The organism is Lactobacillus sp. UMNPBX16, from assembly GCF_002553775.1.
Taxonomy (GTDB): domain Bacteria; phylum Bacillota; class Bacilli; order Lactobacillales; family Lactobacillaceae; genus Lactobacillus; species Lactobacillus crispatus.
Map to the genome: position 1 here is coordinate 74,841 of NZ_PCYU01000014.1, position 23,858 is coordinate 98,698.

Annotated in this window: 24 protein-coding genes and 1 other RNA gene; 2 read left to right on the plus strand and 23 right to left on the minus strand. The window is 36.7% G+C overall.

The window, feature by feature from the left end:
• Positions 1 to 96 precede the first annotated feature (96 nt).
• Both CP367_RS03855 and CP367_RS03860 read right to left on the minus strand, forming a co-directional pair.
• A complete protein-coding gene (locus CP367_RS03855) occupies positions 97 to 1,434 on the minus strand; it encodes a glucose-6-phosphate isomerase (protein WP_005718758.1) in 1,338 nt (445 codons plus the stop codon).
• 87 nt (positions 1,435 to 1,521) lie between these two features.
• Positions 1,522 to 2,124, minus strand: coding sequence for a VanZ family protein (locus CP367_RS03860; protein WP_005721383.1), 603 nt, complete (start codon positions 2,122 to 2,124; stop codon positions 1,522 to 1,524).
• 124 nt (positions 2,125 to 2,248) lie between these two features.
• On the opposite strand from CP367_RS03860, the gene CP367_RS03865 reads away from it, so the two are divergent.
• Positions 2,249 to 4,453, plus strand: a complete 2,205-nt coding sequence (locus CP367_RS03865) for an LTA synthase family protein (protein ID WP_180707097.1) — start codon at positions 2,249 to 2,251, stop codon at positions 4,451 to 4,453.
• A 43-nt stretch (positions 4,454 to 4,496) separates the two neighbouring features.
• Here the strand turns inward: CP367_RS03865 and CP367_RS03870 are convergent, their stop codons facing one another.
• From CP367_RS03870 to CP367_RS03960, 19 genes are all read right to left on the minus strand, one after another.
• Entirely contained in the window at positions 4,497 to 5,951 is a 1,455-nt protein-coding gene (locus tag CP367_RS03870; protein ID WP_089146313.1) for a HAMP domain-containing sensor histidine kinase, read from the minus strand.
• Complete coding sequence (locus CP367_RS03875; RefSeq protein WP_023488054.1) at positions 5,951 to 6,673, minus strand: response regulator transcription factor; 723 nt, start codon at positions 6,671 to 6,673, stop codon at positions 5,951 to 5,953. The genes CP367_RS03870 and CP367_RS03875 overlap by 1 nt, the downstream gene beginning before the upstream one ends.
• A gap of 2 nt (positions 6,674 to 6,675) precedes the next feature.
• Positions 6,676 to 7,065, minus strand: coding sequence for an SdpI family protein (locus tag CP367_RS03880; protein ID WP_005721386.1), 390 nt, complete (start codon positions 7,063 to 7,065; stop codon positions 6,676 to 6,678).
• Positions 7,066 to 7,100: 35 nt separating this feature from the next.
• Positions 7,101 to 8,063, minus strand: coding sequence for a mannose-6-phosphate isomerase, class I (manA, locus tag CP367_RS03885; RefSeq protein WP_089146314.1), 963 nt, complete (start codon positions 8,061 to 8,063; stop codon positions 7,101 to 7,103).
• A gap of 92 nt (positions 8,064 to 8,155) precedes the next feature.
• Positions 8,156 to 9,319, minus strand: a complete 1,164-nt coding sequence (locus CP367_RS03890; RefSeq protein ID WP_089146315.1) for a MalY/PatB family protein — start codon at positions 9,317 to 9,319, stop codon at positions 8,156 to 8,158.
• 4 nt (positions 9,320 to 9,323) lie between these two features.
• Positions 9,324 to 10,217 (minus strand): DUF3737 family protein, encoded by an 894-nt coding sequence (locus CP367_RS03895; protein ID WP_089146316.1) that lies wholly within the window; start codon positions 10,215 to 10,217, stop codon positions 9,324 to 9,326.
• Between the two features lie 175 nt (positions 10,218 to 10,392).
• Positions 10,393 to 10,761, minus strand: a transfer-messenger RNA (tmRNA) gene (gene ssrA, locus CP367_RS03900).
• Between the two features lie 53 nt (positions 10,762 to 10,814).
• On the minus strand, positions 10,815 to 11,999 hold the full coding sequence (locus tag CP367_RS03905; RefSeq protein ID WP_057726486.1) for an acetate/propionate family kinase: 1,185 nt from the start codon (positions 11,997 to 11,999) through the stop codon (positions 10,815 to 10,817).
• A 44-nt stretch (positions 12,000 to 12,043) separates the two neighbouring features.
• Positions 12,044 to 13,045, minus strand: a complete 1,002-nt coding sequence (locus CP367_RS03910; protein ID WP_005718747.1) for a class I SAM-dependent methyltransferase — start codon at positions 13,043 to 13,045, stop codon at positions 12,044 to 12,046.
• 194 nt (positions 13,046 to 13,239) lie between these two features.
• On the minus strand, positions 13,240 to 13,767 hold the full coding sequence (locus CP367_RS03915; protein ID WP_089146317.1) for a ComGF family competence protein: 528 nt from the start codon (positions 13,765 to 13,767) through the stop codon (positions 13,240 to 13,242).
• Positions 13,721 to 13,990 carry a hypothetical protein gene (locus CP367_RS03920; protein WP_005728527.1) on the minus strand — a complete coding sequence of 90 codons (270 nt, stop codon included), beginning with the start codon at positions 13,988 to 13,990 and terminating at the stop codon, positions 13,721 to 13,723. Before CP367_RS03920 ends, CP367_RS03915 begins: the two co-directional genes overlap by 47 nt.
• On the minus strand, positions 13,987 to 14,412 hold the full coding sequence (locus tag CP367_RS03925; RefSeq protein WP_005721476.1) for a hypothetical protein: 426 nt from the start codon (positions 14,410 to 14,412) through the stop codon (positions 13,987 to 13,989). The genes CP367_RS03920 and CP367_RS03925 overlap by 4 nt, the downstream gene beginning before the upstream one ends.
• Positions 14,387 to 14,728 carry a competence type IV pilus major pilin ComGC gene (gene comGC, locus CP367_RS03930; protein WP_005721477.1) on the minus strand — a complete coding sequence of 114 codons (342 nt, stop codon included), beginning with the start codon at positions 14,726 to 14,728 and terminating at the stop codon, positions 14,387 to 14,389. Before comGC ends, CP367_RS03925 begins: the two co-directional genes overlap by 26 nt.
• 60 nt (positions 14,729 to 14,788) lie before the next feature.
• The gene (locus CP367_RS03935; RefSeq protein ID WP_089146318.1) at positions 14,789 to 15,790 is read right to left on the minus strand and encodes a type II secretion system F family protein; all 1,002 of its coding nucleotides are present in this window, start codon (positions 15,788 to 15,790) and stop codon (positions 14,789 to 14,791) included.
• Entirely contained in the window at positions 15,759 to 16,733 is a 975-nt protein-coding gene (gene comGA, locus CP367_RS03940) for a competence type IV pilus ATPase ComGA (RefSeq protein WP_005718739.1), read from the minus strand. Before comGA ends, CP367_RS03935 begins: the two co-directional genes overlap by 32 nt.
• A gap of 198 nt (positions 16,734 to 16,931) precedes the next feature.
• The gene (locus tag CP367_RS03945) at positions 16,932 to 17,660 is read right to left on the minus strand and encodes a YebC/PmpR family DNA-binding transcriptional regulator (RefSeq protein WP_005718738.1); all 729 of its coding nucleotides are present in this window, start codon (positions 17,658 to 17,660) and stop codon (positions 16,932 to 16,934) included.
• Positions 17,661 to 17,744: 84 nt separating this feature from the next.
• Entirely contained in the window at positions 17,745 to 18,266 is a 522-nt protein-coding gene (locus CP367_RS03950; protein WP_005722771.1) for a VanZ family protein, read from the minus strand.
• Between the two features lie 70 nt (positions 18,267 to 18,336).
• The gene (locus CP367_RS03955; protein WP_089146319.1) at positions 18,337 to 18,981 is read right to left on the minus strand and encodes an SDR family oxidoreductase; all 645 of its coding nucleotides are present in this window, start codon (positions 18,979 to 18,981) and stop codon (positions 18,337 to 18,339) included.
• A gap of 28 nt (positions 18,982 to 19,009) precedes the next feature.
• On the minus strand, positions 19,010 to 19,195 hold the full coding sequence (locus tag CP367_RS03960; RefSeq protein WP_005718732.1) for a type Z 30S ribosomal protein S14: 186 nt from the start codon (positions 19,193 to 19,195) through the stop codon (positions 19,010 to 19,012).
• 375 nt (positions 19,196 to 19,570) lie between these two features.
• Here CP367_RS03960 and CP367_RS03965 point away from each other — a divergent pair, with 375 nt between their 5' ends.
• Positions 19,571 to 21,196 carry an APC family permease gene (locus tag CP367_RS03965; protein WP_089146320.1) on the plus strand — a complete coding sequence of 542 codons (1,626 nt, stop codon included), beginning with the start codon at positions 19,571 to 19,573 and terminating at the stop codon, positions 21,194 to 21,196.
• A 44-nt stretch (positions 21,197 to 21,240) separates the two neighbouring features.
• On the opposite strand, the gene CP367_RS03970 is transcribed toward CP367_RS03965, so the two are convergent.
• Together CP367_RS03970 and CP367_RS03975 are read right to left on the minus strand one after the other, a co-directional pair.
• The gene (locus tag CP367_RS03970; RefSeq protein WP_089146321.1) at positions 21,241 to 22,191 is read right to left on the minus strand and encodes an alpha/beta hydrolase; all 951 of its coding nucleotides are present in this window, start codon (positions 22,189 to 22,191) and stop codon (positions 21,241 to 21,243) included.
• 171 nt (positions 22,192 to 22,362) lie between these two features.
• Positions 22,363 to 23,838: a glycoside hydrolase family 1 protein gene (locus tag CP367_RS03975; protein WP_057726474.1), complete on the minus strand. Its 1,476-nt coding sequence runs from the start codon at positions 23,836 to 23,838 to the stop codon at positions 22,363 to 22,365.
• Positions 23,839 to 23,858: the final 20 nt, after the last annotated feature.

A 23,858-nucleotide genomic window follows, 5' to 3' on the forward strand; every position in this document is an offset into this window, starting at 1 on the left:
AAAGAGCAAAAAACCTTTGTTTCCTACTCTTTCTTTAATTAGCACAGCTAATTATATTAATACGCATACTATCAAATATGCTGAGTATATCTAATATTAAAGACGCTTAGCTAAGTCGTCGTGTAAGTTTTCGTAACCTGGCTTGTTAAGTAAACCAAACATGTTACGCTTGTAAGCTTCAACACCTGGTTGGTTGAATGGGTTAATACCGTTCAAGTAACCTGAAATAGCAATTGCTAATTCGAAGAAGTAAATCATGTAACCTAAAGTATGTGCACTTTGGTCTGGAATGTTAACAGTCATAACTGGAACACCACCATCAGTGTGAGCCAAAACAACACCTTCATAAGCACGATCGTTTACGTAGTTCAAGCTCTTACCTTCCAAGAAGTTAAGTTGGTCAAGGTTCTTTTCATCGCCTGGGATCTTAACATCATGACGTGGATTTTCAACACGGATAACAGTTTCAAATAAATTACGTAAACCTTCTTGGATGTATTGACCAAGTGAGTGAAGGTCAGTAGTAAAGTTAGCACTTGATGGGTAAATACCTTTTTGATCCTTACCTTCTGATTCACCCATTAATTGCTTGCACCATTCACCGAACATTCTTAAACTTGGTTCATAGTTTTCAACAATTTCAGTAGTGTAACCCTTACGGTAAAGGATGTTACGAAGTGCTGCGTATTGGTATGGAGTTGCCTTTGACAAATCAGTATCAGTGTAGTCAGCACGTGCGTCTGCAGCACCCTTCATCAATTCGTCAATGTCAGCACCTGAAGCAGCGATTGGAAGTAAACCAACAGCTGAAAGAACACTGTAACGACCACCAACATCATCAGGAACTACAAATTCTTCGTAACCTTCTGCATCAGCTTCAGTCTTTAAAGCACCCTTTTGACGGTCAGTAGTTGCATAAATTCTCTTAGCAGCTTCTTCCTTACCATACTTCTTGATTAACTTGTCCTTGAAGATTCTGAAGGCTACTGATGGTTCAGTAGTAGTACCTGACTTAGAAATTACGTTAACACTGAAGTCCTTGTCGCCTAACCATTCAATCAAGTCATAAAGGTATGAGCCTGAAAGTGAGTTACCACAGAAGACAACAGTTGGCATACCGTTCTTTTCCTTGCCATAGAAATTGCTGTTCAAGAATTCAATTGCAGCTTGGGCACCAAGGTAAGAACCACCGATACCAATACAAATCAAAACTTCTGAATCTGATTGAATCTTCTTGGCTGCCTTCTTAATGCGGGCAAATTCATCCTTGTCATAGTCAACTGGCAAATTAAGCCAACCACGGAAATCGTTACCTGCACCAGTTCCATCGCGAAGTTCAGTATTAGCAGCGTTAACCATAGCTTGCATTTCGCTTAATTCATTTTCATGAACAAATTGTGTTAGTTTACTACTATCAAATTTAATTAAACTCATAAATCTGCTTCCTAACTAAATAAAATATTTTTCACAAACCTATTTTAACAATCTTGATTTATAAATACCAGTACATTATAAGCGCATTCAGGCTTTTTTGACAATTTTAAAAATCACATAACCCAAAATTGCTCCACAAGTATTGAAGAAAACATCATCAATATCGCTAACCCCCGTCACCAGCAAAAACTGCAGAGTCTCAATTCCCACTGAAAACAGCATCCCCATCAGTACCGTCCTTAAAAACGTTGCTCTTTTTGAAAAAACAATGGGGAAAAAAATGCCAAACGGCACAAAGCACAAGACATTGCCAAAAGAATTATAAAAGAAATCCAAATGACTGGGAGCATAGACTAATTTCCAAGTTTCCTTCATGAATACCAAGTTAATATCACTCAATGGCCTAGAGAAATTAAAATCAAGCTGCCACGGAAAGTAGGTATTTCTAAAAGTTGTCAGCATCAAAACTAAGATTATGTAAAAAGAAAAGACCCAAACGCTAGCTTCAGACCTAATTGATCTTCTGCGGCGCACCAAAAGAAGCCAAATTAAACGCAATACAGCAAAAATTAAAAAATAAAATATTGTTTTATCCAGCGCTAATAAGGTTAATTTAACTAATGCAAAGTGGTTAATATTAGTTGCATACTGTTTAGCTAAAAAACTATAAAGTGGGCCCAAAAATAGCATACTTTGCCTCTTTCCAAAATATTCATTATAGATTATACCTATTTTCACGGCTGGAAAATCTTAAAAAAAAGATAACTCTTAGCAAATTATTGTTTTAAAAGAGGTGAACCATTAAAATTAAAAGATGTTAAAGGAGCATTATATGGAAAAAAAGAAAATTATCAGTTTTATTCAAACACGAACGGGCTTTTTAACCCTTTTAGTTGTTTGTTTCTGGCTGAAATATATTTTTGCAGCTTATTTTGATTTCAATTTAGGCTTGAGCGACCCGTATCAACATTTCATTATGTGGCTCAGCCCCGTAGGGTCCGCCATCATTTTAATCAGCTTCGGTTTTTATATTCCTAAACCGCTGATCTCTTACATCACAATGTTAATTTTAGATTTTGCCAATACGGCATTGCTTTTTGCAAATATTATCTACTATCGTCAATTTTCGGACTTTTTAACAATTAAAACGATGTCTAACGTTGGTAAAGTTTCGCAGGGTCTAGGTAAAAGTACCGTTGCTCTTCTGCATCCAACAGACATTATTATCTGGATTGATTTGATCGTTATTGTTACTTTACTGATCATTCATAAAATCAAAATTGATCAAAGATCTTATGGTTTATCCACTCCCTTTGCGATTACCTCAGTAGGTGCATTTATCCTAACCCTTAACATTTTTTTGGCAGAAACTTCTCGTCCGCGCTTATTGCGCAACACTTTTGATCGCTCCTATGTCGTTAAATACCTTGGTATTGACACCTTTACCGCTTATGATTGCTTCAAGAGTGCGCAAAATGTTCAAGTCACTAAAAATGCCAACGCTGCAGACTTGAACCAGATTTTAACTTTCACCAAAAAACAAAATGCTGCTCCATCTTCCTCATATTTTGGTATTGAGAAAAACCGCAATGTGATTATCATCCACTTAGAAAGTTTCCAGCAATTTTTAATTAATCTTAAGGTTAATGGCAAAGAAGTGACGCCGTTTCTAAATTCACTTTATCAAAATAAACATACGCTCAGTTTTAACAACTTCTACCACCAAGTTGGTCTAGGTAGAACCAGTGACGCGGAAAACATGCTAGAAACTAGTACTTACGGTATTCCCGACGGATCTTTATTCACTTCTTTAGGTTCGGAAAACACCTTTCAAGCTGCACCGCAAATTTTGCGTCAAGATGGCTATACTTCCGCTGTCTTTCACGGCAACGTCGGTAGTTTTTGGAATCGAAATGATGTTTATAAAAATATGGGCTATAATTATTTCTTTGATAAAAATTACTATAGCTCCCAAAGTAAAGATGCAAGCGGCTATGGGTTAAAAGATAAGCTGCTTTTTGCCGAAAGCGTTAAATATTTAGAGCAGATGCAGCAGCCTTTCTATGCTAAGTTCATTACGGTAACCAACCACATTCCGTTTAACTTAGATAAAGAAGACAAGGACCCTAACTTTAAGACTACAAACACTGCCGACCAAACTATCAACAATTACTTTGAAACTGCCCACTACCTAGATGAGGCATTGCGTGAATTTTTCCGCTACTTAAAGTCTTCTGGTCTTTACAAAAACTCAATGGTAGTCATTTATGGTGATCACTATGGGTTAAGTAATTCTGAAAATGAAACCTTAGCACCAATTATTGGTGAAAGCTCTGACACGTGGAATACTTACAATAATGTTCAAATGCAGCGTGTTCCATTCATGATTCATGCCAATAATTTGAAAGGAAAAATTAACCATGAAATTGCTGGTGAAATTGATGTCTTGCCAACACTGATGCATTTGCTCGGTATTAACAATAAAAACTATGTCCAATTCGGTAGCGACATGCTTTCGCCTAAAAGACAAAATTGGATCGTCTTTCGTAATGGGACCATTGTCAGCTCCAGATATATCATAGTTGGTGCTAAAGGAATCAAAGGTACCGTTTATGACCGAGTTAGCGGTAAACAAATCATTAATTTTACTCCTCAAGAGAAAAAAGAAATCTCTGAGCTAGCACAAAAGGCCAAGGCATCATTACACTATTCTGATTTATTAAACAACCACAATTTGTTACGCTTCTACACCCCAACTGACTTTGTTCCAACTGATCCAACCCAATTTGATTATTCCGTCAATTATCAAAAAATGATCGCTATCAGAAATGAATTAGCTGGCAATTCCACCTCGCTTTATAGCAGACATCGCGGTACAACTACTAATCTTTACCGTACTGATGCCGCTGAACTAAAGGATAGAAAACAAGAAATTACCCAAGTTCCTGACAGCGTTAAAAATATTAAAGAGAATAAGAATAAGAAAAACAAAAACAGTTCAGAAAATACCAATAACTAAAAAGAACGCACAGACCTTTCAAGAAAAACTGTGCGTTCTTTTTTTAGTTTTTAGCTACAAACTGTTCATAGCCCTTGTCATAAAAGGTCACGGTGAATGTGGAACCTTTACCTGGTGTGGAAAATACTTCTACTTTGCCACCATGTTGCTTAATCAAAGAAGAAACAATCGCAAGTCCCAAGCCTGATTCGCCAGTTCCCATTCGAGCACGCGATGGATCAGCCTTGAAAAAGCGTTCAAAAATATACTTAGTCTGATTCTTGCTCATGCCAATACCATTATCCTTAACCGATAATTGTGTTCCATGCTCTATCCGTTTACCCGAAATAATAATTTTGCCATCATGAGTGAATTGAATCGCATTTTGAACTAAGTTAACCATTACCTGGGTAAAACGGTCACGATCTGCATAAATAGGCAACTGATCAGGTGCCTCTACAACCAGCTCATCGTTGGCTTTAGTTGCATTTTGTTTTAATTGCGACTTCAAATCATGCAGAATAATTGTGGCATTAAAGTTAGTCTTAACCAGCATAATTTGATTATTTCGAATCTTTTCATAGTCCAAATTTTCATTGACTAACCGAATTAATCGTTTAGTTTCGCGCTGCATTAACGCGATTGACTTCGGTTTAGAATCCTCTGGGATAGCATCGTATTGCAAGCCCTCTAGAATGCCATTAATTGTTGTCAATGGCGTCCGCATTTCATGAGCAGCATCAGCCATGAATTGGTCTCGTCGCTCTTCTTGAGCCTTAACCTCTTCGTTCGACTGCTTCAAAGCCTGCACCATTTTATTGAAATTCTCAGCCAATTGATCAATTTCATCGCTATCTTTATGCTCAATTTGCACATTAAAGTTACCTGATGCAACTTTTTGCGTAGCACGTGATAATCGCTTAATTCGTTTAGTTGAATAATAAGAAATAATAAAGCTCAGCAACAATCCAACCGCTACAGTAATTAACAATGCACGCAACAAATTGCGTTTAGCCATTAAAATCGGTCGCTCAACATGCTTTACTCTCGATCCTATCCAAACAATGCCAACAAGATTTTTGCCATTCATCCATGGAACCAAAACCCCCGTGTAGGCATCCTTAGTTGAACTAATCGGTGAATTTTCATTATGATTATTTTGAATTCTAATCTCTTGCCCATTTTTTAAAGTAGTAAAAACTTCTCGCGAAAGCTGAATTCTAGCCTTTGTTTTGGGATAAATCTGCTCATTTTTATCATTAAAAATACGTAAATGAGCATCATCACCACGAAGAACATATTCTAATTGATTCAAGAAGTTATTGCTAAGTAATGCAGTTCCATTTTGGCTATCAGCTTCCGCCAAGTTTCCCAAAGAATTAGCATAGCTTTCCATCCGCTGGTAGTTTTGCGTATAAGCTTGATTACGCGCATAACCAATCTCCGAGTAACCAATAATCGAGATAGTTGTCACAATAATGAGTAAGAAACTCAACATATTTTGGTAAATTAATTTCATTATTTGACCTGCGAATCATCAAACTTGTAACCGACGCCCCAGACAGTTTGGATCACCTTGGCACCAACCTTCTCTAATTTCTGTCGAAGCTTTTTAATATGAGCATCAACAGTTCTTTCTTCACCATAATACTCATAGCCCCAAACTAGTTCTAGTAATTGGTCACGAGAAAAGACTTGTCTAGGCTTTTGTGCCATTGTATACAGCAAATCAAATTCTTTTGGTGTCAAACCCATTACCGGCTGATTATCAAATAAAACTTCTCGTCTATTTTTTGAAATCTTCAAATGATCGGTCGTAATCTCATAGTCTTCATTATCTTCTTGAGTATGAGCTGGTTCTTCTTCCATCATCACGCGGCGATGCAAAGCCTTAATGCGGGCAATCAAAGCAATTGGGCTAAATGGTTTAGTGACATACTCATCAGCTCCGATACCTAGCCCCAACACTTGATCTGATTCACTGCCACGAGCAGTAAGCATAATAATTGGCACTGTCGGCGAAATTGCCCGTACCTCTTTAGCTACTTGAATCCCATCTTTTTTTGGCAAATTCAAATCTAACGTAATCAGATCATACTTATCCGCGTTCTTTTTAAACATATCGACGGCTTCGACACCATCGACAGCAATGTCTTGTTGCCAACCTTCTTTTTTGAAAAACATTCCCATCATTTCAGCTACGGAAGTGTCATCTTCAACCATTAATATTCTCAAACTCATTATCAATCCCTAAATCCTTTTGTTCTCTTATGCTTCACTTGATCAGGATCGACATAGTCATGTGGCAATTCATGTCGTTTAGACAAAAATGTTTTCAAACTTTTTTCGGTATAAACAATTGGCAATAAGATAAATAAATAAAATGTTAACAGCCAAATGAGAAAATAGCGATCCCAATTCAAATAGTGAATGATTACTCCTAACAGTGCTTGAATAAACCCAAACAGGATACAATACCAGCTTGCCCGTTTCTGAGCAAACTTAAAACTATCCTGGTTAACTTGCGCAAGATAAGATAAATAGCCATAAATTCGGTTGGGCCTTTTGGCTGGCGTAATCAGCCAAATCAACCCTACCGCCACCATAACTAAGCCACAAGCGACATAGATCACGATTTCTCACTCCTAATTCTGATAAATTTAAACGGTTATTCCTCACCTGGTGCAGACATAACTATTCTCATTTTACCAGTGAAAGTGAAATTCTTCATCTCATTTGGAATAATTAAATTAGTTCCCATCTTCAAATCATATGACTTGCCATCAGCTTCTAATTTTCCTTCGCCTTTGATAACGGAAACTAACAGGTATGGATGATCCTTTAAGCCGGTCTTCCAAGTACCATCAAGGTCAATTTGCCACAAATAAAAGTGTGGTGAAAGTGGTGGTTCAACCAATGTCTTAATTTCTGCATCTTGATCTTGGCTAGTCTTAACATCTAACTTAGGATCAACATGGGGAACAGTGGTCACATCAATTGACTTTTGAGTATGAAGCTCACGCTTTTTACCATCCTTGCCCACACGATCGTAGTCATACAAGCGGTAAGTTACATCACTTGACTGTTGAGTTTCAATTACTAAGCATCCCTTAGTTAAAGCATGAATTGTACCTGCTGGCACATAGAAGAAATCGCCTGCTTTAACCGGAACTTTTCTGAGCAGCTTATCCCATTCGCCTTTGTGGATCATATCAGCTAATTCTTCACGGCTTTTTGCATGATGACCATAAATAATATAAGCACCTGGATCAGCTTGCATTACATACCAAGACTCAGTCTTACCAGAATCATTTTCTACTTTGCGAGCATAATCATCATCCGGGTGTACTTGAACTGATAAATTATCATTAGCATCTAAGAATTTTACCAATAATGGAAATTCCTTGGCCTTAGGGTTGCCAAACAATTCCAGATGCTTCAAGTAAACATCCCGCAATGACATTCCCTTAAGTGGCCCATCTGTTACAGTTGACGCGTCATCCTTGTAACCTGAAATAATCCAAGCTTCTCCAACTTTTCCTTCTGGAATATCATAGTGAAAAATATCATCTAATTTGCGTCCGCCCCAAATTTTTGGTCTAAAGTACGGGGTTAAAAATAATGGTTCCATTTAAATCACCTCAATTAAAGTATATACTTTAAGGCAAAATAAATGAAACCATTTTCTGCAATCTATGTATATTATTTAGTTTACATGTAAAGCTATTTATTATACTTATGGATGGCTGTTGCTAATCTTTGCATCCCATCTTTTACGATTTCTAGTGGACAAGCCAAATTAATCCGGATAAAGTCATGACCATCACCGCGATAAATACTACCGGCAGAAACAATCAAACCAGTTTCTTCTCTAATAAAGTTAACTAGTTTTTCTGAGTTATCAGTTATTTCATGTACATCAATCCACATTAAGTAAGTAGCGGTACCTGAAATCACCTTTGCAGTTGGGATTTTAGCCTGAATAAATTCAGCGGCATAATCAAAATTATCATTTAATTGTGCTTTCAATCCCTTCAGCCAGTCATGGCCTTGTTCATAAGCAGCAATGGTTGCGGGAATAGCTAACAGATTAGGTTCAGCTACTTCATCGCTATTTAAGCCGCGGCTCACCATTTCACGCAAATTTTCGTCTGGAACAATTGCAGTAGCGGCATGAAGAGCAGCCACATTAAAGGTCTTACTTGGTGAAACAAGTGAGATCACGCTCTGCTTAGCTGGAACCTCAACTGAAAATGCTGGTGTATAATCAGGGCCCTTTCTAACTAAATCGCCGTGAATTTCATCTGAGAGCAAAGTTACGTGATGCTTGTGACACAAATCTGCGATTCTTTGTACTTCTTCTGCCGTCCAAACCTTGCCTACTGGATTATGAGGATTGCAGAAAATCATTAAGGTAGTCAAAGGCTCGGCTAACTTTTGTTCTAAGTCTTGCCAATCGACTGCATATTTTTCACCGTCGAATTGCAAATCACCTGATAAAACGTGACGTCCATTATTCAAAATGGAATTATAAAAAATATTGTAAACAGGTTCTTGTACTAAGACATTGTCACCGATGTGTGAAATACGACGAACAATTGAAGAAATTGCTGGTACAACACCTGTAGTAAAAATCATCCATTCATTTTTTGGACGATGGTTGTGTTCAGTTTCATACCAATCAGCTACTGCATTAAAGTAATCATCTTTAGGAAATTCATAGCCAAATGCACCCAAAGCAATTTTTTCTTTCATCGCAGCAGTTATTTCCGGTGCAGTCTTAAAGTCCATGTCTGCGATCCACATTGGCAATTCGCCTGGCTTAACATCCCACTTTACAGAATCAGTATGCGTTCTGTCTGGAGCATTTACAAAATCATATTGCATATTATCACCAGTCCTTTGGTTCTTGATTCATATCTGATTGATCAACCTTTTTACCAATTTTTGGACAATCAATAATCGTCTTTGCAGGATCAATCTTGTTAGGATCCATGATTAAAGTACCGATTTCAGGAGCGACAAGCTTACCTGAAATTGGATTCTTTACACTATCAATTTTGGCATCCAGTTCCACATCCATGTTAGAAACTTTTTCGAAAGCCAAATCTGTATGGATGAGTGAACTATTTTTGATTTCAAGTTGATCAATATAGTTCAATCCCTGATCACTTTCAATTCTACAATTAATTAGCTTAATATTGTTAGTATTCCAAGCTAAATATTCACCATCAATAATTGAATCATAAATTGTAACGTTCTTACAGTTCCAAAACGCATCTTTAGATACAAAAGTTGAATTATGAACTTCAATATTTTCGGCACCGTCAAAGACGTAGTTGCCAATTACACTTACATTATCAAGGTAAATATTTTTACTATCTTTACCAAAATAATCACCATTGATTTGAGAATTAGTAATTCTAATATCGTCACAAGTCCACATTGTTTCTTCAGCATCAGCAAAATGAACATTATCTAAAATGATATGACTAGCTCTTCTGAACAACTTTGGTGCTTGCAACGCACTGTTTTTAATTGAAATATTTTTAGTGTACCAAATACCACTTCTAGACATTGTTTCGAAAGTTGTATTTTCTACATTGACATTTTCATCGTACCAAAGAGGATATTTCCACTTAAAAATTGAATTTTTTAAAGTAATATTTGTTGCTTCTTTTAATGGTGATTCACCTTCACCAAAAGTTATACCTTCTAAGTTGGCGTCATTTAAGCCGTAAAGGATTCTTTCCCCTTCAAAATATCTATTCTTAATTCCTCTCATTATTTTTCTCCGTGTATTTAATATGCTTAATTTCGTTTTTAACTATGATAATTGTACAAGCCCTTGCCAATAATGTTTAATACTTATTTTAGCATTAGTAAATAACTAAAAGTTATAGTAAAAAAATAACAAAAAAGCTTTGCTAGGATACTTTCCTAACAAAGCATCTTTCTATCTATGGAGATGAGGGGAATTGAACCCCTGTCCAAACGCATCTCGTCACTGACCTCTACGATCATAGTTATATTACTTGAACTTCACTAGCTCAAAACGCCATATAACAGGGCTAGGATGGGCTAGCTAACCTGTTAAGACTCTTTTTAACTATTCAGGTGAGGTAGTTAAACGTAACTCGCTAAAGTTGATACTCGGTGTCAGCCACGAGTAAACCGACAAGGAGCAACACATGCGCTTAAATTAAGCAGCTAATGCGTAAGAATTTTTGTTATTTGCAGTTATATTTAACTGTAACGTTTTTACGTAGTCGTAACCTACGAACCGCAGTCAATGCGGGTCTACGCCTGTCGAATCCCAAAACATCCCCTTGAGATACTTATTCATTATAGCATAGACACACATTACATGCGATAAAAATGCTTAATCAATATTAGTCAAACGTACCACATCACGTTCAATCATCAATTCTTCATTAGTTGGGATAACCATTCCTGCAACTTTGGAATCTGTTTTTGTGATTAGTCCTTCACTAACACTTTCATTAGCTTCATTATCTACAACAACACCCATATATGCGAAAGCGTCAAGAACCGCTTTTCTCACACCAGTATCATGTTCACCAATACCAGCAGTAAAGATAATTGCATCAACGCCGCCCATTTCGGCAATATAAGCACCAACGTAGCGAATAATACGATTAATGAAAATTTTTCTTGCTAACTTAGCCCGTTCGCTATCACTTTCACGCACATCGCGCATATCTGGTGAAATTCCTGACAAGCCCAACAAACCAGACTTATTATTCATGATATAAATCATTTCATCCATCGACTTATGCTCTACCTTCATTAGATGTTGCACGAGTGAAGGATCGATATCACCGGTTCTAGTAGCCATTGTAATTCCGGCAATTGGACTAAAGCCCATTGAGGTATCGTAAGACTTGCCATCCTTAACTGCAGTAATTGATGCGCCTGATCCCAAGTGACAGATGACTAACTTTAAGTCTTTTAAATCTTTACCTAATAATTTAGCAGCACGCGGTGCTGTATAGCGAATTGAAGTACCATGAGCACCATATTTACGTACACCATATTTTTCATAATATTCATAAGGAAGTGAATACAAATAATGTACTGGATCAAGATTACGGTGATAAGTAGTATCATAAACCGCAACTTCTGGCACATTTGGTAAAACATTCATAAAAGCTTCAATTCCGCGAGCCTCAGCAGGATTGTGAAGCGGAGCATAATCTGACAATTCGTAGATCTTAGGCAGATTTTCCTTAGTAATAATAGTAGAATCCTTAAAGTACTCTCCACCATTAACAACACGATGTCCTACACCGACAATTTCAGTTAGTTCTTCAACAACATGGTATCCTTTTAAAAACTTGATCAATAAGCTAACTGCAGCTTCTTGATCTGGGATTTCAGTTTTTTCAACGTGCTTAGTACCATCAGCTAACTTAATCTCAAATGATGAATTTTCAAGACCTACACGATCAGCCATTCCTTTGGCAAGAACCTTTTCATCTGGTAATGAGAATAATTTGTACTTAAAAGATGAACTACCAGAGTTAATTGCCAAAACTTTTTTCATAAAAATTAATTCCTCTTCTTTCAAAAAAATAAGTGCTTTATCAATTAATGGTTAATCTTTGCATACCACTCGTTAAGTTTAACATTAAATTGAATTAAAGCCTCTTCTTTTTTCAAGGAACCGAGTTTGGTAAGTAAAACTTCGCTTGCTTTAGCCTCATCACCGTGATTTTGGAAAACTAAAACCGATTTTTGATTAAACTTGTTCTTAAACATATCATCTGGCAATTCTACAATTGCCTTCAAGTAAACTTTCTTAGTTAACCATGGCATAAAATCAGCGCCAATCTTGCCTGACAAAATAGACTTAGGAACTACCAAAAAGGCATAGCCATTAGGCTTTAAATTATTAATAATTTGTTCGATTAACAACAAATGAGCAAAAGAATGACCTTTCTTAGCCTGATTTTCAAAATTCTTGGCATTCTCATCAACTGGATAATAGCCTACAGGTAAATCACTTACAATTGCATCAGCGTTAGGACACATCCAAGGCATTAAAGCGTCTTGATGATATAACTCAATGTCAATATTATTCAGATGCGCAGCCACATCTGTCAAACTTAACATATCTTCATCGTTATCAATCCCTACCAATTGATAATTATCCTTAGAATGATTGAGTGCCTTAAGTTGAGAAATAATTGAAAACAACAAATTCCCTGTACCCACAGCAGGATCAACGATTTCCATCTTTTGATCTTTTAATAATTTATGCATCAACATTGCTACTACTGTAGCAATTGCAGGTGGAGTAGGCATTTGGTTAACATCAAAGCCATCATCATTAACTGCCTTTAAAGTTAGAAAAGTAAAGACTTGAGCCTTTTCTTTTTGGCTAATTTCGTCATAATCTATTGCTTGATACTTTTGACTTAATTCAGCCACTGTTTTTTCATCCGGTGCACCATTTTCAACCTTAATCTTGCCACTTTCTAAGTTATCAAAAGTCTCTACTAAGGCTTCTGTAAATGAAACATTTAATGCCGTTTGCAAAGTTTGCACACAGTCTAAAAACTGATTAAAAAGTTTTTCAAAATTTTCCATAGCGGTCCCTCCATACCTTAATTATTTTATAGAAAGGGATAAAGAGGTGCAAGGAAAGTCAATCATCCGTTAAGCATTCGATAATTAGGCGATTGTTCTCCATGCTAGCATGATAAATATCTTGATACATTTTGATAAACAAAAGCGTGGTCATTAAAACTAATACACTACTTAGTAAGGCACTGCCTTTTACGTTATGTGTCTTTTTCTTTGGTTTTAGCATTTTTCTTTTCCTGTTCCTCATCAAGCTGAAAAACTAAATCTGATGCACCCTTATTTTTCTCTGTTACCCTAATAATGATGCTATCTTTAGTGGTTTTAAAAGCAGCCTTTTCAACGTTAAATAATAACGGCATATAGCCTTTCCCTGCACCAGATACTTTAAGTACGTTCTTTTTATAGTATTCAATTCGGTAAGTAGTTGCATCGCCTTTTTGATCGATGCACTTAAAGGAAGCACTATTATTCGTAGCTAATTTAGTCACCGGATACACTGCCTTAATTTTGTCAGCCCGCATAAAATTTTCTAGCTGTACATAAGCATAGGCTACTTCATTGACATGCTGATTTTGATTCAAGTTTGCTTTTTTAACACTCAACAATAAATTTTGTAAAATTAGCAGCACCATCATAGTAATAAAAAGCGAAAACATTGCTTCAGCTAACATAAAACCTTTACTCTTTGACCGCAAAAGTTTGTTTAGTCGTTGCATCCCAAACATGATTACGTCCTGCCTTTTGATAAATTCGATCGTGAACTGTTACTTGCTCCAGGTCAGTTTTAGTCAGTATATGGTAAGCATAAGCACGATCTGTTTTTAATTCCATCTCACGACCATTTTTCTGATTTTCAGCTACAGTTATATAAAAGCAACTAACAGCAATCACAGCAATTATAATTGCTATAAAGCTCTCAATTACTAGAAATCCTTTAACTTTTATCATTCCGCTACTCTCCCCCACAGCATTTGATATTTCAGGCTTTTTTCCATTCCGTAGCCACTAAAAGTCACCGTACCTGGTTTAGAATAACCAGTCAGGTTGAATTTAAAATGATCCAAGCCAGTAATTTTGATATTTTGATCAACTGGAATACTTTTGTGATATTTTCCGCCAGAGAATAAAATTTGATTGGATCTAGCTAGATATGATACGCCAATAGTAACCTCCTTGATCGTACTGTACCTCGAAGTTTGATCAAGTGCCGTCGTAACTCTTTTAACAGTATTATCAAAAATCAGTTTTTCTTGATATCTTTTTAACTGCAAACTACCAATCAACAAAATGCCACAGCAAACACCAAGTGTAATTATTACTTCTAGTAGGGAAAAGCCGGCTAATTTATTTCTTTTCAACAACTTCGCCACTGTCTAACGTGAAATTCTTTTTAGCTTTAGTAATTTGATCACCAGTTAAGTAATCGTCCTTTTTTAGATCTTCAAAATCTTTAGGTTCACCATATTTATCCTTATATAACTCAACTTGCGTTTGCACAGTAGTCCTAAATGCATCCGCAGTTTTAGTTTCAGCATTCTTCTTTTGATTAATCAAATTAGGCACAATTAGCAAAATCAAAATCACGATAATGGCAATTACCACAACCATTTCAATCAAAGTAAAACCCTCTTGCTTGCGGCGCTTAGCCATAATGTTTGCTAAATACTTCTTCATCTTCTCTTTCATTTTTAACTTAATCCTCTTCTTCACTCTATTTTTTTACTTTTATCTTTAACGTCACTTTTTCTATAGTCCTTGCATCATTGAATACATTGGTAATAACAGCTTCAAATACATTCCAATAATGCATAAGCCAATTAAAATAAAACAAGCTGGTTGAACATTGACGACTAATTTCTCAATTTTTTCAGTTAAATCCAAAAATAGGCTACGTCCTAATAACAAACAGCGCTTACTCAAGCTCTTTCGCTCAGAGCCAGTCTGCAATAAAACTAATAAACTATTAGGCAAAAAATCCTCTGCATTAATAATTTCTTCTAAATTTTTTCCTTCAGCTAAATCGTGCCCTATCTTTTGTCCCAGTGCTTGCTGCAATGAACCTTTCTCTTGATCTGCCGCATATTCGCACATTCGCTGCAATGAAAAGCCACTAGCTAGCAGCAGTCCAATGTCATAAACCAACAAATAATGAATATACAGCATAACTACCTGCCCAATTAACGGATATTTACTCAGTTTTTTCATTGATGAATAATCCTGTTTATTGAGCAAAGTAACGATCTTAGCAAAAAAATATAAGCCCAGCAATACAATAATGATCAGACCAATCATGACCATATCTCCTGAATGATCACTGCTATCGCTGAATTGTGTCGAAATAAACGATTGCATAAAGACCAGTAAAATCACCATCATTATCGCTAAAACCAACGGATAAGATAATTCAGCCCGCAGTTTTTTCATCTGCTCCTGTTTTAGTCGATTCAACGTTGCTAAATGCTGCAAACATTCAACTAGGTTTCCTTGCTGTAAAGCCAAATTAACCTGAGTTACTGTCGTTTTAGAAAAGCCTAGTTTATGCAGTTCAGTACTAAAACTTGCTCCTTCTTTCATGCGACTAGCCATTCTTTCCATCAACTGACACCTTTTTGGCCACAATGCCGGCATTAATTCAATTGAATTGAGCAAAGAAAAACCATTATCTAAACTATGTTTTAAATAATCCAAAAAGGCCAATTGTTCTTCGCCATTTAACTTATCCTTTTTGGAATTGCCAATATACTTCATGATTAATTTCTCCTCCTTTCCATAAACGCTCTAGATTTTCCTGCCAATTAACGAATTCACCACGAACCGATTTGCCTAGCTCTTTTTTTAGCAAAGAATCTGCCGCAATATCCATCAAGCACTTTAATTTTCCTTGACTGACTAATAATCGCTGATACGACACTGCAGTTAGACAATTTGTCAGTTCGTCACACCTAATACCTAATCCCTCTAGTCGAGAAATAGTTTGCAAAGTACTTTTAGCATGAACTGTCGCAAAAACCAGGTGTCCACTTAAAGCTGCATCAACTGCTAAACGTGCTGTTCCTTGATCACGAATTTCTCCAATAATTAAAATATCTGGACGATGCCGTAATGCCGCCTTTAACAGGTTTTGGTAATCAATTCCCGCTTCGTTATTGACTTGTGCTTGCAAAAAAGAAGACTCATGAATTTCAACAGGATCCTCGATTGTCATCACTACTTTGTTTTGGCTCATTTTCTTAGCAATTTCATACATTGTCGTTGTCTTGCCCGAGCCAGTTGGACCACTAGTAATAATCAATCCGCGACTCTTAGCCAGCTTTTCAATTGTTCCCAGCTGCTCTGGAATAAAATATTGACTATGGTCAATCCCATAGATGACTCGAATAACCAGTGACTCTTGATCGGAAAAATCTCCTAAGCTAGATAAACGCAAGAAATATTCATGTCCTTCATTCTCATATGTCATTGCGCCAACCTGCGGGCGACGATGTTCTGCAATATCCATCTGAGCACTGTACTTAAAAAAATTGATAATTTCCTTTCCCGTCTCCAAAGTAAAACCTGCATATTCAATTAGACCCTTACCGGTCCGAAATTTAACCATCAAGTTTTCTTTTTTCGGGAAAAAGAAAATATCACTTGCTTTAACTTTAATTGCCTCAATCAATAATTCACTGACAATTTCTTTGATCTTCATAAAAATCCTCCTTTTTTGCCTCACATTATTTATTACGCAAAAAAAGTCGATTTTTTTGTGAGAAATTGAAAAAAACAAAAAAAATTTTCTCAACTCTAAAAAACGTTGATCTAACAGCATTTCAAGATTAAAAAGTAATTAAAAAAGTACACAAAAAAATAGCTTAGCCATTGGCTAAGCTATTTCATCATTAACTAATTAATCTTCATCAGCCGCTGCAGTATAAACATTTTGAACATCGTCACTATCTTCAAGAGCATCAACTAAATGTTCAAATTGTTCCTTCTTATCTGCTGGAACTGGAGTGGTGTTTTGTGGAATCATAGTTAATTCAGCATCTGCTAGTTTGTAACCATCCTTAATTAAGGCGTCACGTACACCTGCAAATTGCTTTGGATCAGTGTAGATTTCGTATGCATCATCACTAGTTTGAAGATCGTCACCACCAGCATCCATAACATCAAGTAATACTTGATCTTCATCAGCATCAGTAGTTGAACGATCAATTACAATGTAGCCTTTACGGTCAAACATGTAAGCAACTGAACCAGTAGCACCAAGTGAACCACCGTTACGAGTGAAAGCAACACGAACGTCTGAAGCTGTACGGTTCTTGTTATCAGTCAAAGCTTCAACAAAGACTGCAACACCACCTGGAGCGTAACCTTCGTAAGTAATTTCGTCGTAGTGTTCTTCTGAACCACCTTCGGCCTTCTTGATGGCACGCTTGATGTTATCCTTAGGCATGTTGTTTGAACGTGCCTTATCAATTACCATACGTAATGTAGGATTCCCATCAGGATCAGGACCACCACTCTTTGCAGCCATATAAATTTCACGAGATAACTTTTGGAAAATTTTACCTCTCTTTGCGTCTTGCGCATTCTTGCGGCCTTGAATATTGTGCCATTTTGAATGTCCTGACATAAGGATCCTTCTTTCTTTTTTCTAATATTAATTAACGTTATTATCTTAACTCACAGTACTTTAAAATTCAATGGTGTCAACCATTTAAACTTGTTTTTTCTGGTCAAAAAATCTGTGTTTAATAAACAATACTAGCATTATCAGCAAAATTGCCGTTAAAGCCCCTGCTCCATCAAGCATTACATCGTGCACGCTCGGTGTTCTATCACCTGTTAAAAATTGATGATATTCATCAAACGCAGCAAATGCAATTGCCATAAACCAAGTTAAAACTGGTGCTACCCATTTGATTTTGAAAATTCTTCTTAATCCTAAATAGCCAAAACCACCTAGTAAAAAATAAGAACCAAAGTGAGCCATTTTACGTAAAACAAATTGGGCCAGCCCTGCTCGACCATCAACTTGCACATTGTGAATACGACCACCGTAAGTAAAATCCCAGCCAGCAACGATATTCTCTAACCAGCCAAAATAACGGTTAATTTTATTGTCATGAATTTCCTGCTGTTGATAAGTCATTGAACTAGAAATGAACAATGCAACTAGCACCAATAAAGCAAGCAGTAAAAAGATTTTTTCTCGTTTAGTAAAATGAAATTTATCCATTGCTATTTCTTCTCTCTTTTTTACTTCTTACTTTAACAAAAAACGGGTTAAACTTGACCCGTTTTATAAATTATTTAACTTTGCTTAATGCTTCATCAATTGGTGTGTCCCCATCATGCATAATAATTACTTGATGAATCGTATTATCATACTTTAGGCTATCAACCAATACCTGAGCAACATCATCAATCGAATTTTCTCCACCTTCTGGAGTAAATGATGTCGTACCCGTTGCTGGCTTCTCCATTAAGTTACCTGGTTGAATGATCGTATAATCCAAATTAGTATTATGAATTAACCATTCATCAGAAAAGTACTTAGCAATATCATAATCAATAATGCTTGCAAGAGAAGGAATTTCTGCCCACTTGTCTTGGTCAAGCGCAAAGGCGGAGCTTAGTTGAACGTAACGCTTAACGCCATTAGCTTCAGCAGCCTTCATCAGCTTAACTGCGCCATTTAAGTCAGTTTGCAATAAGTCCTTTCCACGAGAACCTGCTACAAAAATCACTGCATCTGGATGACCAATTTCATCCTCAATCTTTGCCAATGAATCATGAAAATCTAAATGTTGAACAGTCACATGTTCTGGATCGACGACTTCTACAGCATTTTCACGTCTAGCTGCAGCAATTACATCGTATCCTTCATCAACTAATCTTTTAATGACAGCCTTACCAACACGACCTGTTGCACCTGCTACAAGTACTTGCATAATCAATTTCTCCTATTCATTGTGAAGTTTACCAACTAGCCTTCTTAACACCTGGAAGTTGACCTTGATGAGCCAATTCTCTCATGCATTCTCTGCATAAACCAAACTTCCGATAAACTGAATGTGGTCGCCCGCAGCGTTCACAACGGGTGTACTCTCTAGTTGAATATTTTGCTTTTTGCTTATTACGAATAATTTGTGATGTTTTTGCCATATTAAACCTCTATCTACGTCTTTCTATTCTTTGAGGCACCGGCTTCTTATCTCTAGTTAACAATCCCAACGCCAAAATAATAATTCCAATTGCCATTACTTGTCCAGTCATACGTTTTTCTTCCTTTCAATTTGCTTTATTAGTCTCTTACTTTTCGTCAGTAATTATTATACAACTTACATTTAATAAGTGAAGCATTTTTATCAAAAAAATAGAAAGCGTTTAACACTAGTCATCAACACATATAATAGTTAGAATCTATTTAGATACTTTCACAATGAGGAGAAAAAATGAACGAAAAATGTAAAAACAAATCGCCAGCCTTCTTATTCTTTTAAGAGAGTAAAAGTTTTTAAAGAGAAGGATGAGAATTAATTGGACGATTTAACTTCAACAAATAAAATGAAGACCATCACTTGGCCTGTTTTGACCCTAATGGCTTTATGTACAGTTATCGGTTTAGACGATATCATGTACAACTTTCAAAACCAAGGGATGCCTGTTATCACCTCTTGGATTATCATGTGTTTACTTTATGTCACACCTTATTCACTAATGGTAGGGCAACTAGGTTCTACTTTTGATAAAGAAGGCGGCGGACTTTCTTCATGGGTACGTGGTACTGACGGTGAATTCTTAGGTTACTTCACGGCTTGGACTTATTGGGCTGCTTCCATTCCTTATGCAGTTGACTCTGCCAATGAAATTATCGTTGACTTGGGTTGGGCTGTAACTGGAACTAAAGACTTCCAAGATAAGATTCCAACTTCATTGTTTGCAATTTTAACCTTTGTAGTGTTTATTGTCTTTATCATTGTCGAACACCACTTTTCTAACTCAATGGAATTTCTTTCCACGATTGGTGGTGGATTGATGATTATCATGGTTATCTTATTCGTGATTTTAGCCTTCTTCGGCTTGGTTAAATCTGGTGGCCATATGGCAACCAAAAACTTTGGCTTCCATTCAATTGTGCCTAACTTCAACTTACACTACTGGTCAACAGTTGGTATGTTGATTTACGCCATGAATGGTTGTGAATTGGTTGCACCATACGTAACCAAGATGAAAAAACCTAAAACTGATTTTCCTAAGGCCATGATTGCTTTAGCCGTAATGACTGCCTTCTTGACTATCTTAGGTTCATTTGCCTTAGGTATTTACTTCGACGCTAACCATATTCCTAATGACTTGAAGATGAATGGTGCTTACTACCTCTTCGATATGTTAGGTAAACAATTCGGCATGGGCCACTTCTTGCTTTACTTCTGGGCTTGGACATCATTGTTCTTCAACTGTGCTTTGGTTGCCGTCTTGCTTGACGCGATGACCAGAATGTTGATTTCAGACACTGGTGACAAGTACATGCCTAAATTCTTGCGCAAAAAGGATAAGAATGGCTTGCCAGTTAACGGCTATATCTTAACTGTTGCTCTTTCATCATTCATTATGATCTTGGGTATTTTCCTACCTGATATGAATGATATTTTTAACTGGTTATTGAACCTTAACTCAATTATTTCACCAGGTGTAACCTGCTGGATCTTCTACTCATTTATGCGAATTAGAAAGAATTCCAAGAAGTTTCCATCACAATATGTTTATATTAAAAACGATAAGTTAGCTTGGCTTGTCGGTTTACTATTACTATTAGTCACTGCTGCTGCAACTATCCTTGGCTTTGCACCACAAGATGTTAAGCAAGGAACTGGCTTATGGTGGTATGAATTAATCATTAATATCGTTGCCGTAGTTGTCTTAATTGGTTTGGGTGCTATCTTACCAGGTATTAGACGTCGTGAAGTTGAATACGGTGTTGCTTTTGATAAAGCTCAATGGATTTGGATGGGAATCTTGATTATCGGTTCAATCATCTTAGATATTTGGTTAGGTAGCGCAAAATTACCGATGAGAATTGCTTTGATTGTTATCGAAGCAGTTGTTGCTTTGATTTTGACTTGGTTAGTTGGTAGAAGAAAGCCAGCTAATGCTACGAAATAATAAATTATTTTATTCAAAAAGGAAGGCACGCACCTTCCTTTTTCTTATACATATTTTTTCAAAAATTCACTTACACGACGTTGATATTCTCTAGGGTATGTCTCAAAAGAACGAGCATGTTTTGCCTTTTTAGCAATCCACAACTGTTTTGGCCCTTTAGCTGCCTTGTAGTTTGCATAAACCATTTTCGTCGGCACAAACGGATCTTTCCCACCATGAATAAACAACATTGGCTTATTATTTTTCTCGACAGAATTAACCGCCGAAGCATCCCCTAAATAAAAGCCTAGATTTGCTTTAGCAATAACACTCAATCCATTCACAAAAAATGGACCAACTGGACCGGGCAAATGATAAATATCCTTAGCTTCATGCAAAAATTCATCCTTAACACTAGTATAGCCACAATCTTCAATATAAGCCTTAACCTGGCTCGGCATCTTAATACCACTTGCCATCATCGTCGTGGCTCCACCCATGCTGACACCGAAGATGACAATCTTCTGCTTTTTGCCTTCCTCAGCAATCAACTTTCTCACCCATTTACGCACATCATACTTTTCAGGCCAACCATAGCCAATATACTTTCCCTGACTTTGTCCATGTGCACGCGCGTCTGGCATCAACACGTTATAACCCATTTGATGGAACATTGCTGCATACGGTCCCATCGTATCCTTGTTATTGGTAAAGCCGTGCAACAAAACAACCGCCTTATCAGAATTTTTCTTCGGAATATAATTTGCATCTAGCCGATAATCACCAGTATTAGACTTAATATACCATCTCTGTTTTTTAGCATCTTCATACCAGCGCTTCTTCTCCGCTAACGGATCTTTTTTATTTTTACTCGAGTATTTATTCAAAACAGCTTTTTTACCAGGCACAAAGGCCACATTGAAAAAATATGCTTCTCCTACTCCAATGAACGCAACTAATACAGCAACGATAATTCCAATCGTCACCCAAAATTTCCTTCTGTGTTTTCTATTCAAAATGTCAACTCCTATATAAAACAGATAGAATTAATTATACGCTTTTAAATTTTATATGGTATATTGACATTTTTATCAAAATATTGCTCAGCCCTGTACACAAAACTTCTAATTTTAGAATAAAAAGATGATGAGATCTGCTGTCTCATCATCTTTTTAACTAGTATAGCTTTAATCTAAATCTGCACCATTTGAAGCAATAACTTTCTTGTACCAGTAGTAAGAATCCTTTGGCATTCTATCTAAAGTACCTTTACCTTCATCATCACGATCAACATAGATAAAACCGTAACGCTTAGACATTTGACCGGTACCAGCTGATACTTCATCAATACAGCCCCAAGTAGTGTAGGCACGGACATCAACGCCATCTTCGATCGCACGATTCATTGCCTTAATGTGCATTCTAAGGTAATCAATGCGGTAATCGTCATGAATCTTACCATCATCACTAATCTTATCAACGGCACCTAGACCATTTTCAACTACCATCATTGGGATTTCGTAACGGTCATACATAACTTCAAGGTAGTATTGCAAGCCATCTGGATCAGTTGCCCAACCCCATTCTGAATACTTAAGGTATGGATTCTTAGCACCAGCGGCGAAGTTACCGCCAACCTTATCTTTTACTTCATGAGTTGTGATAACGTTGCTCATGTAGTAAGAAAAGGTGTACATATCAACTTTACCTTCCAACATATCCTTCTTATCTTGCTCAGTAATGTCTAAGTGAACATTGTGTTCTTTCCAAAGACGCTTAGCAAATGTTGGATACTTACCCTTGCATTGTGCATCCCCACAGTAGAAAATATTTTGTTCCCACATATGGCGGTTAGCCAAAATATCCTTTGGATCTGGGGTTAATGGGTAATCAACGATCCCACAAATCATATTCCCTACCACATAATCAGGATCAATTTCATGAGCCAACTTAACTGCCCGAGCACTAGCTACGAATTGATAGTGCAATTTCTGATATGCATGTTGGTATGCCTTATCATCAGTCACATTATTGCCAAAAGCACTAAGCATCAACAGGGTTGAATTGATTTCGTTAAAAGTAAGCCAGTACTTAACTAATCCCTTGTATTCTTCAAACAAAGTCTTAGCATATTTCACATACATATCGATCATTTTACGATCTTGCCAGTCATGATATTTTTCACTGAGGTAAAGTGGATCTTCATAGTGAGAAATAGTAACTAAAGGTTCAATATCATATTTTTTACATTCTTCAAATACTCTGCGATAAAAGTCAAGTCCAGCTTGATTTGGCTTTTCCTCATCACCCTTAGGGAAGATCCGAGTCCAAGCAATTGATAAACGGAAGGTTTTGAAACCCATGTCCGCAAACATCTTAATATCATCTTTGTAATGGTGATAAAAATCAATCGCTACATGGTTAGGATAATATTCATTAGGATCAATTGCACCAACTGCCCCTTCAGGAAGTCCCGCACCTGGAACTCCTGGTGTTTTTTCTAACTTACCATTTAACTTGTAAGTCAACATTCTAGGTGCATCTAAGCTACCTGCAGTAGTAATATCTGTTACTGATAGGCCTTTACCATCTTCATCATATGCACCTTCGATTTGGTTAGCGGCAGTTGCTCCGCCCCATAAAAAGTTCTTTGGAAATGACATTATGATTCTCCTTTTCTGAA

What these genes read in the sequence shown, in the direction of transcription:
- CP367_RS03905 (WP_057726486.1), bottom strand. Translation starts at nt 11,999, where the DNA reads ATGAAAAAAGTTTTGGCAATTAACTCTGGTAGTTCATCTTTTAAGTAC.
- CP367_RS03865 (WP_180707097.1), top strand. Translation starts at nt 2,249, where the DNA reads ATGTTAAAGGAGCATTATATGGAAAAAAAGAAAATTATCAGTTTTATT.
- CP367_RS03955 (WP_089146319.1), bottom strand. Translation starts at nt 18,981, where the DNA reads ATGCAAGTACTTGTAGCAGGTGCAACAGGTCGTGTTGGTAAGGCTGTC.
- CP367_RS03875 (WP_023488054.1), bottom strand. Translation starts at nt 6,673, where the DNA reads ATGAGTTTGAGAATATTAATGGTTGAAGATGACACTTCCGTAGCTGAA.
- CP367_RS03895 (WP_089146316.1), bottom strand. Translation starts at nt 10,217, where the DNA reads ATGAGAGGAATTAAGAATAGATATTTTGAAGGGGAAAGAATCCTTTAC.
- CP367_RS03950 (WP_005722771.1), bottom strand. Translation starts at nt 18,266, where the DNA reads ATGGATAAATTTCATTTTACTAAACGAGAAAAAATCTTTTTACTGCTT.
- CP367_RS03935 (WP_089146318.1), bottom strand. Translation starts at nt 15,790, where the DNA reads ATGAAGTATATTGGCAATTCCAAAAAGGATAAGTTAAATGGCGAAGAA.
- CP367_RS03975 (WP_057726474.1), bottom strand. Translation starts at nt 23,838, where the DNA reads ATGTCATTTCCAAAGAACTTTTTATGGGGCGGAGCAACTGCCGCTAAC.
- CP367_RS03920 (WP_005728527.1), bottom strand. Translation starts at nt 13,990, where the DNA reads ATGATAAAAGTTAAAGGATTTCTAGTAATTGAGAGCTTTATAGCAATT.
- comGA (WP_005718739.1), bottom strand. Translation starts at nt 16,733, where the DNA reads ATGAAGATCAAAGAAATTGTCAGTGAATTATTGATTGAGGCAATTAAA.
- CP367_RS03915 (WP_089146317.1), bottom strand. Translation starts at nt 13,767, where the DNA reads ATGTTTGGGATGCAACGACTAAACAAACTTTTGCGGTCAAAGAGTAAA.
- CP367_RS03910 (WP_005718747.1), bottom strand. Translation starts at nt 13,045, where the DNA reads ATGGAAAATTTTGAAAAACTTTTTAATCAGTTTTTAGACTGTGTGCAA.
- CP367_RS03890 (WP_089146315.1), bottom strand. Translation starts at nt 9,319, where the DNA reads ATGCAATATGATTTTGTAAATGCTCCAGACAGAACGCATACTGATTCT.
- CP367_RS03870 (WP_089146313.1), bottom strand. Translation starts at nt 5,951, where the DNA reads ATGAAATTAATTTACCAAAATATGTTGAGTTTCTTACTCATTATTGTG.
- CP367_RS03945 (WP_005718738.1), bottom strand. Translation starts at nt 17,660, where the DNA reads ATGTCAGGACATTCAAAATGGCACAATATTCAAGGCCGCAAGAATGCG.
- comGC (WP_005721477.1), bottom strand. Translation starts at nt 14,728, where the DNA reads ATGAAAGAGAAGATGAAGAAGTATTTAGCAAACATTATGGCTAAGCGC.
- CP367_RS03855 (WP_005718758.1), bottom strand. Translation starts at nt 1,434, where the DNA reads ATGAGTTTAATTAAATTTGATAGTAGTAAACTAACACAATTTGTTCAT.
- CP367_RS03860 (WP_005721383.1), bottom strand. Translation starts at nt 2,124, where the DNA reads ATGCTATTTTTGGGCCCACTTTATAGTTTTTTAGCTAAACAGTATGCA.
- CP367_RS03960 (WP_005718732.1), bottom strand. Translation starts at nt 19,195, where the DNA reads ATGGCAAAAACATCACAAATTATTCGTAATAAGCAAAAAGCAAAATAT.
- manA (WP_089146314.1), bottom strand. Translation starts at nt 8,063, where the DNA reads ATGGAACCATTATTTTTAACCCCGTACTTTAGACCAAAAATTTGGGGC.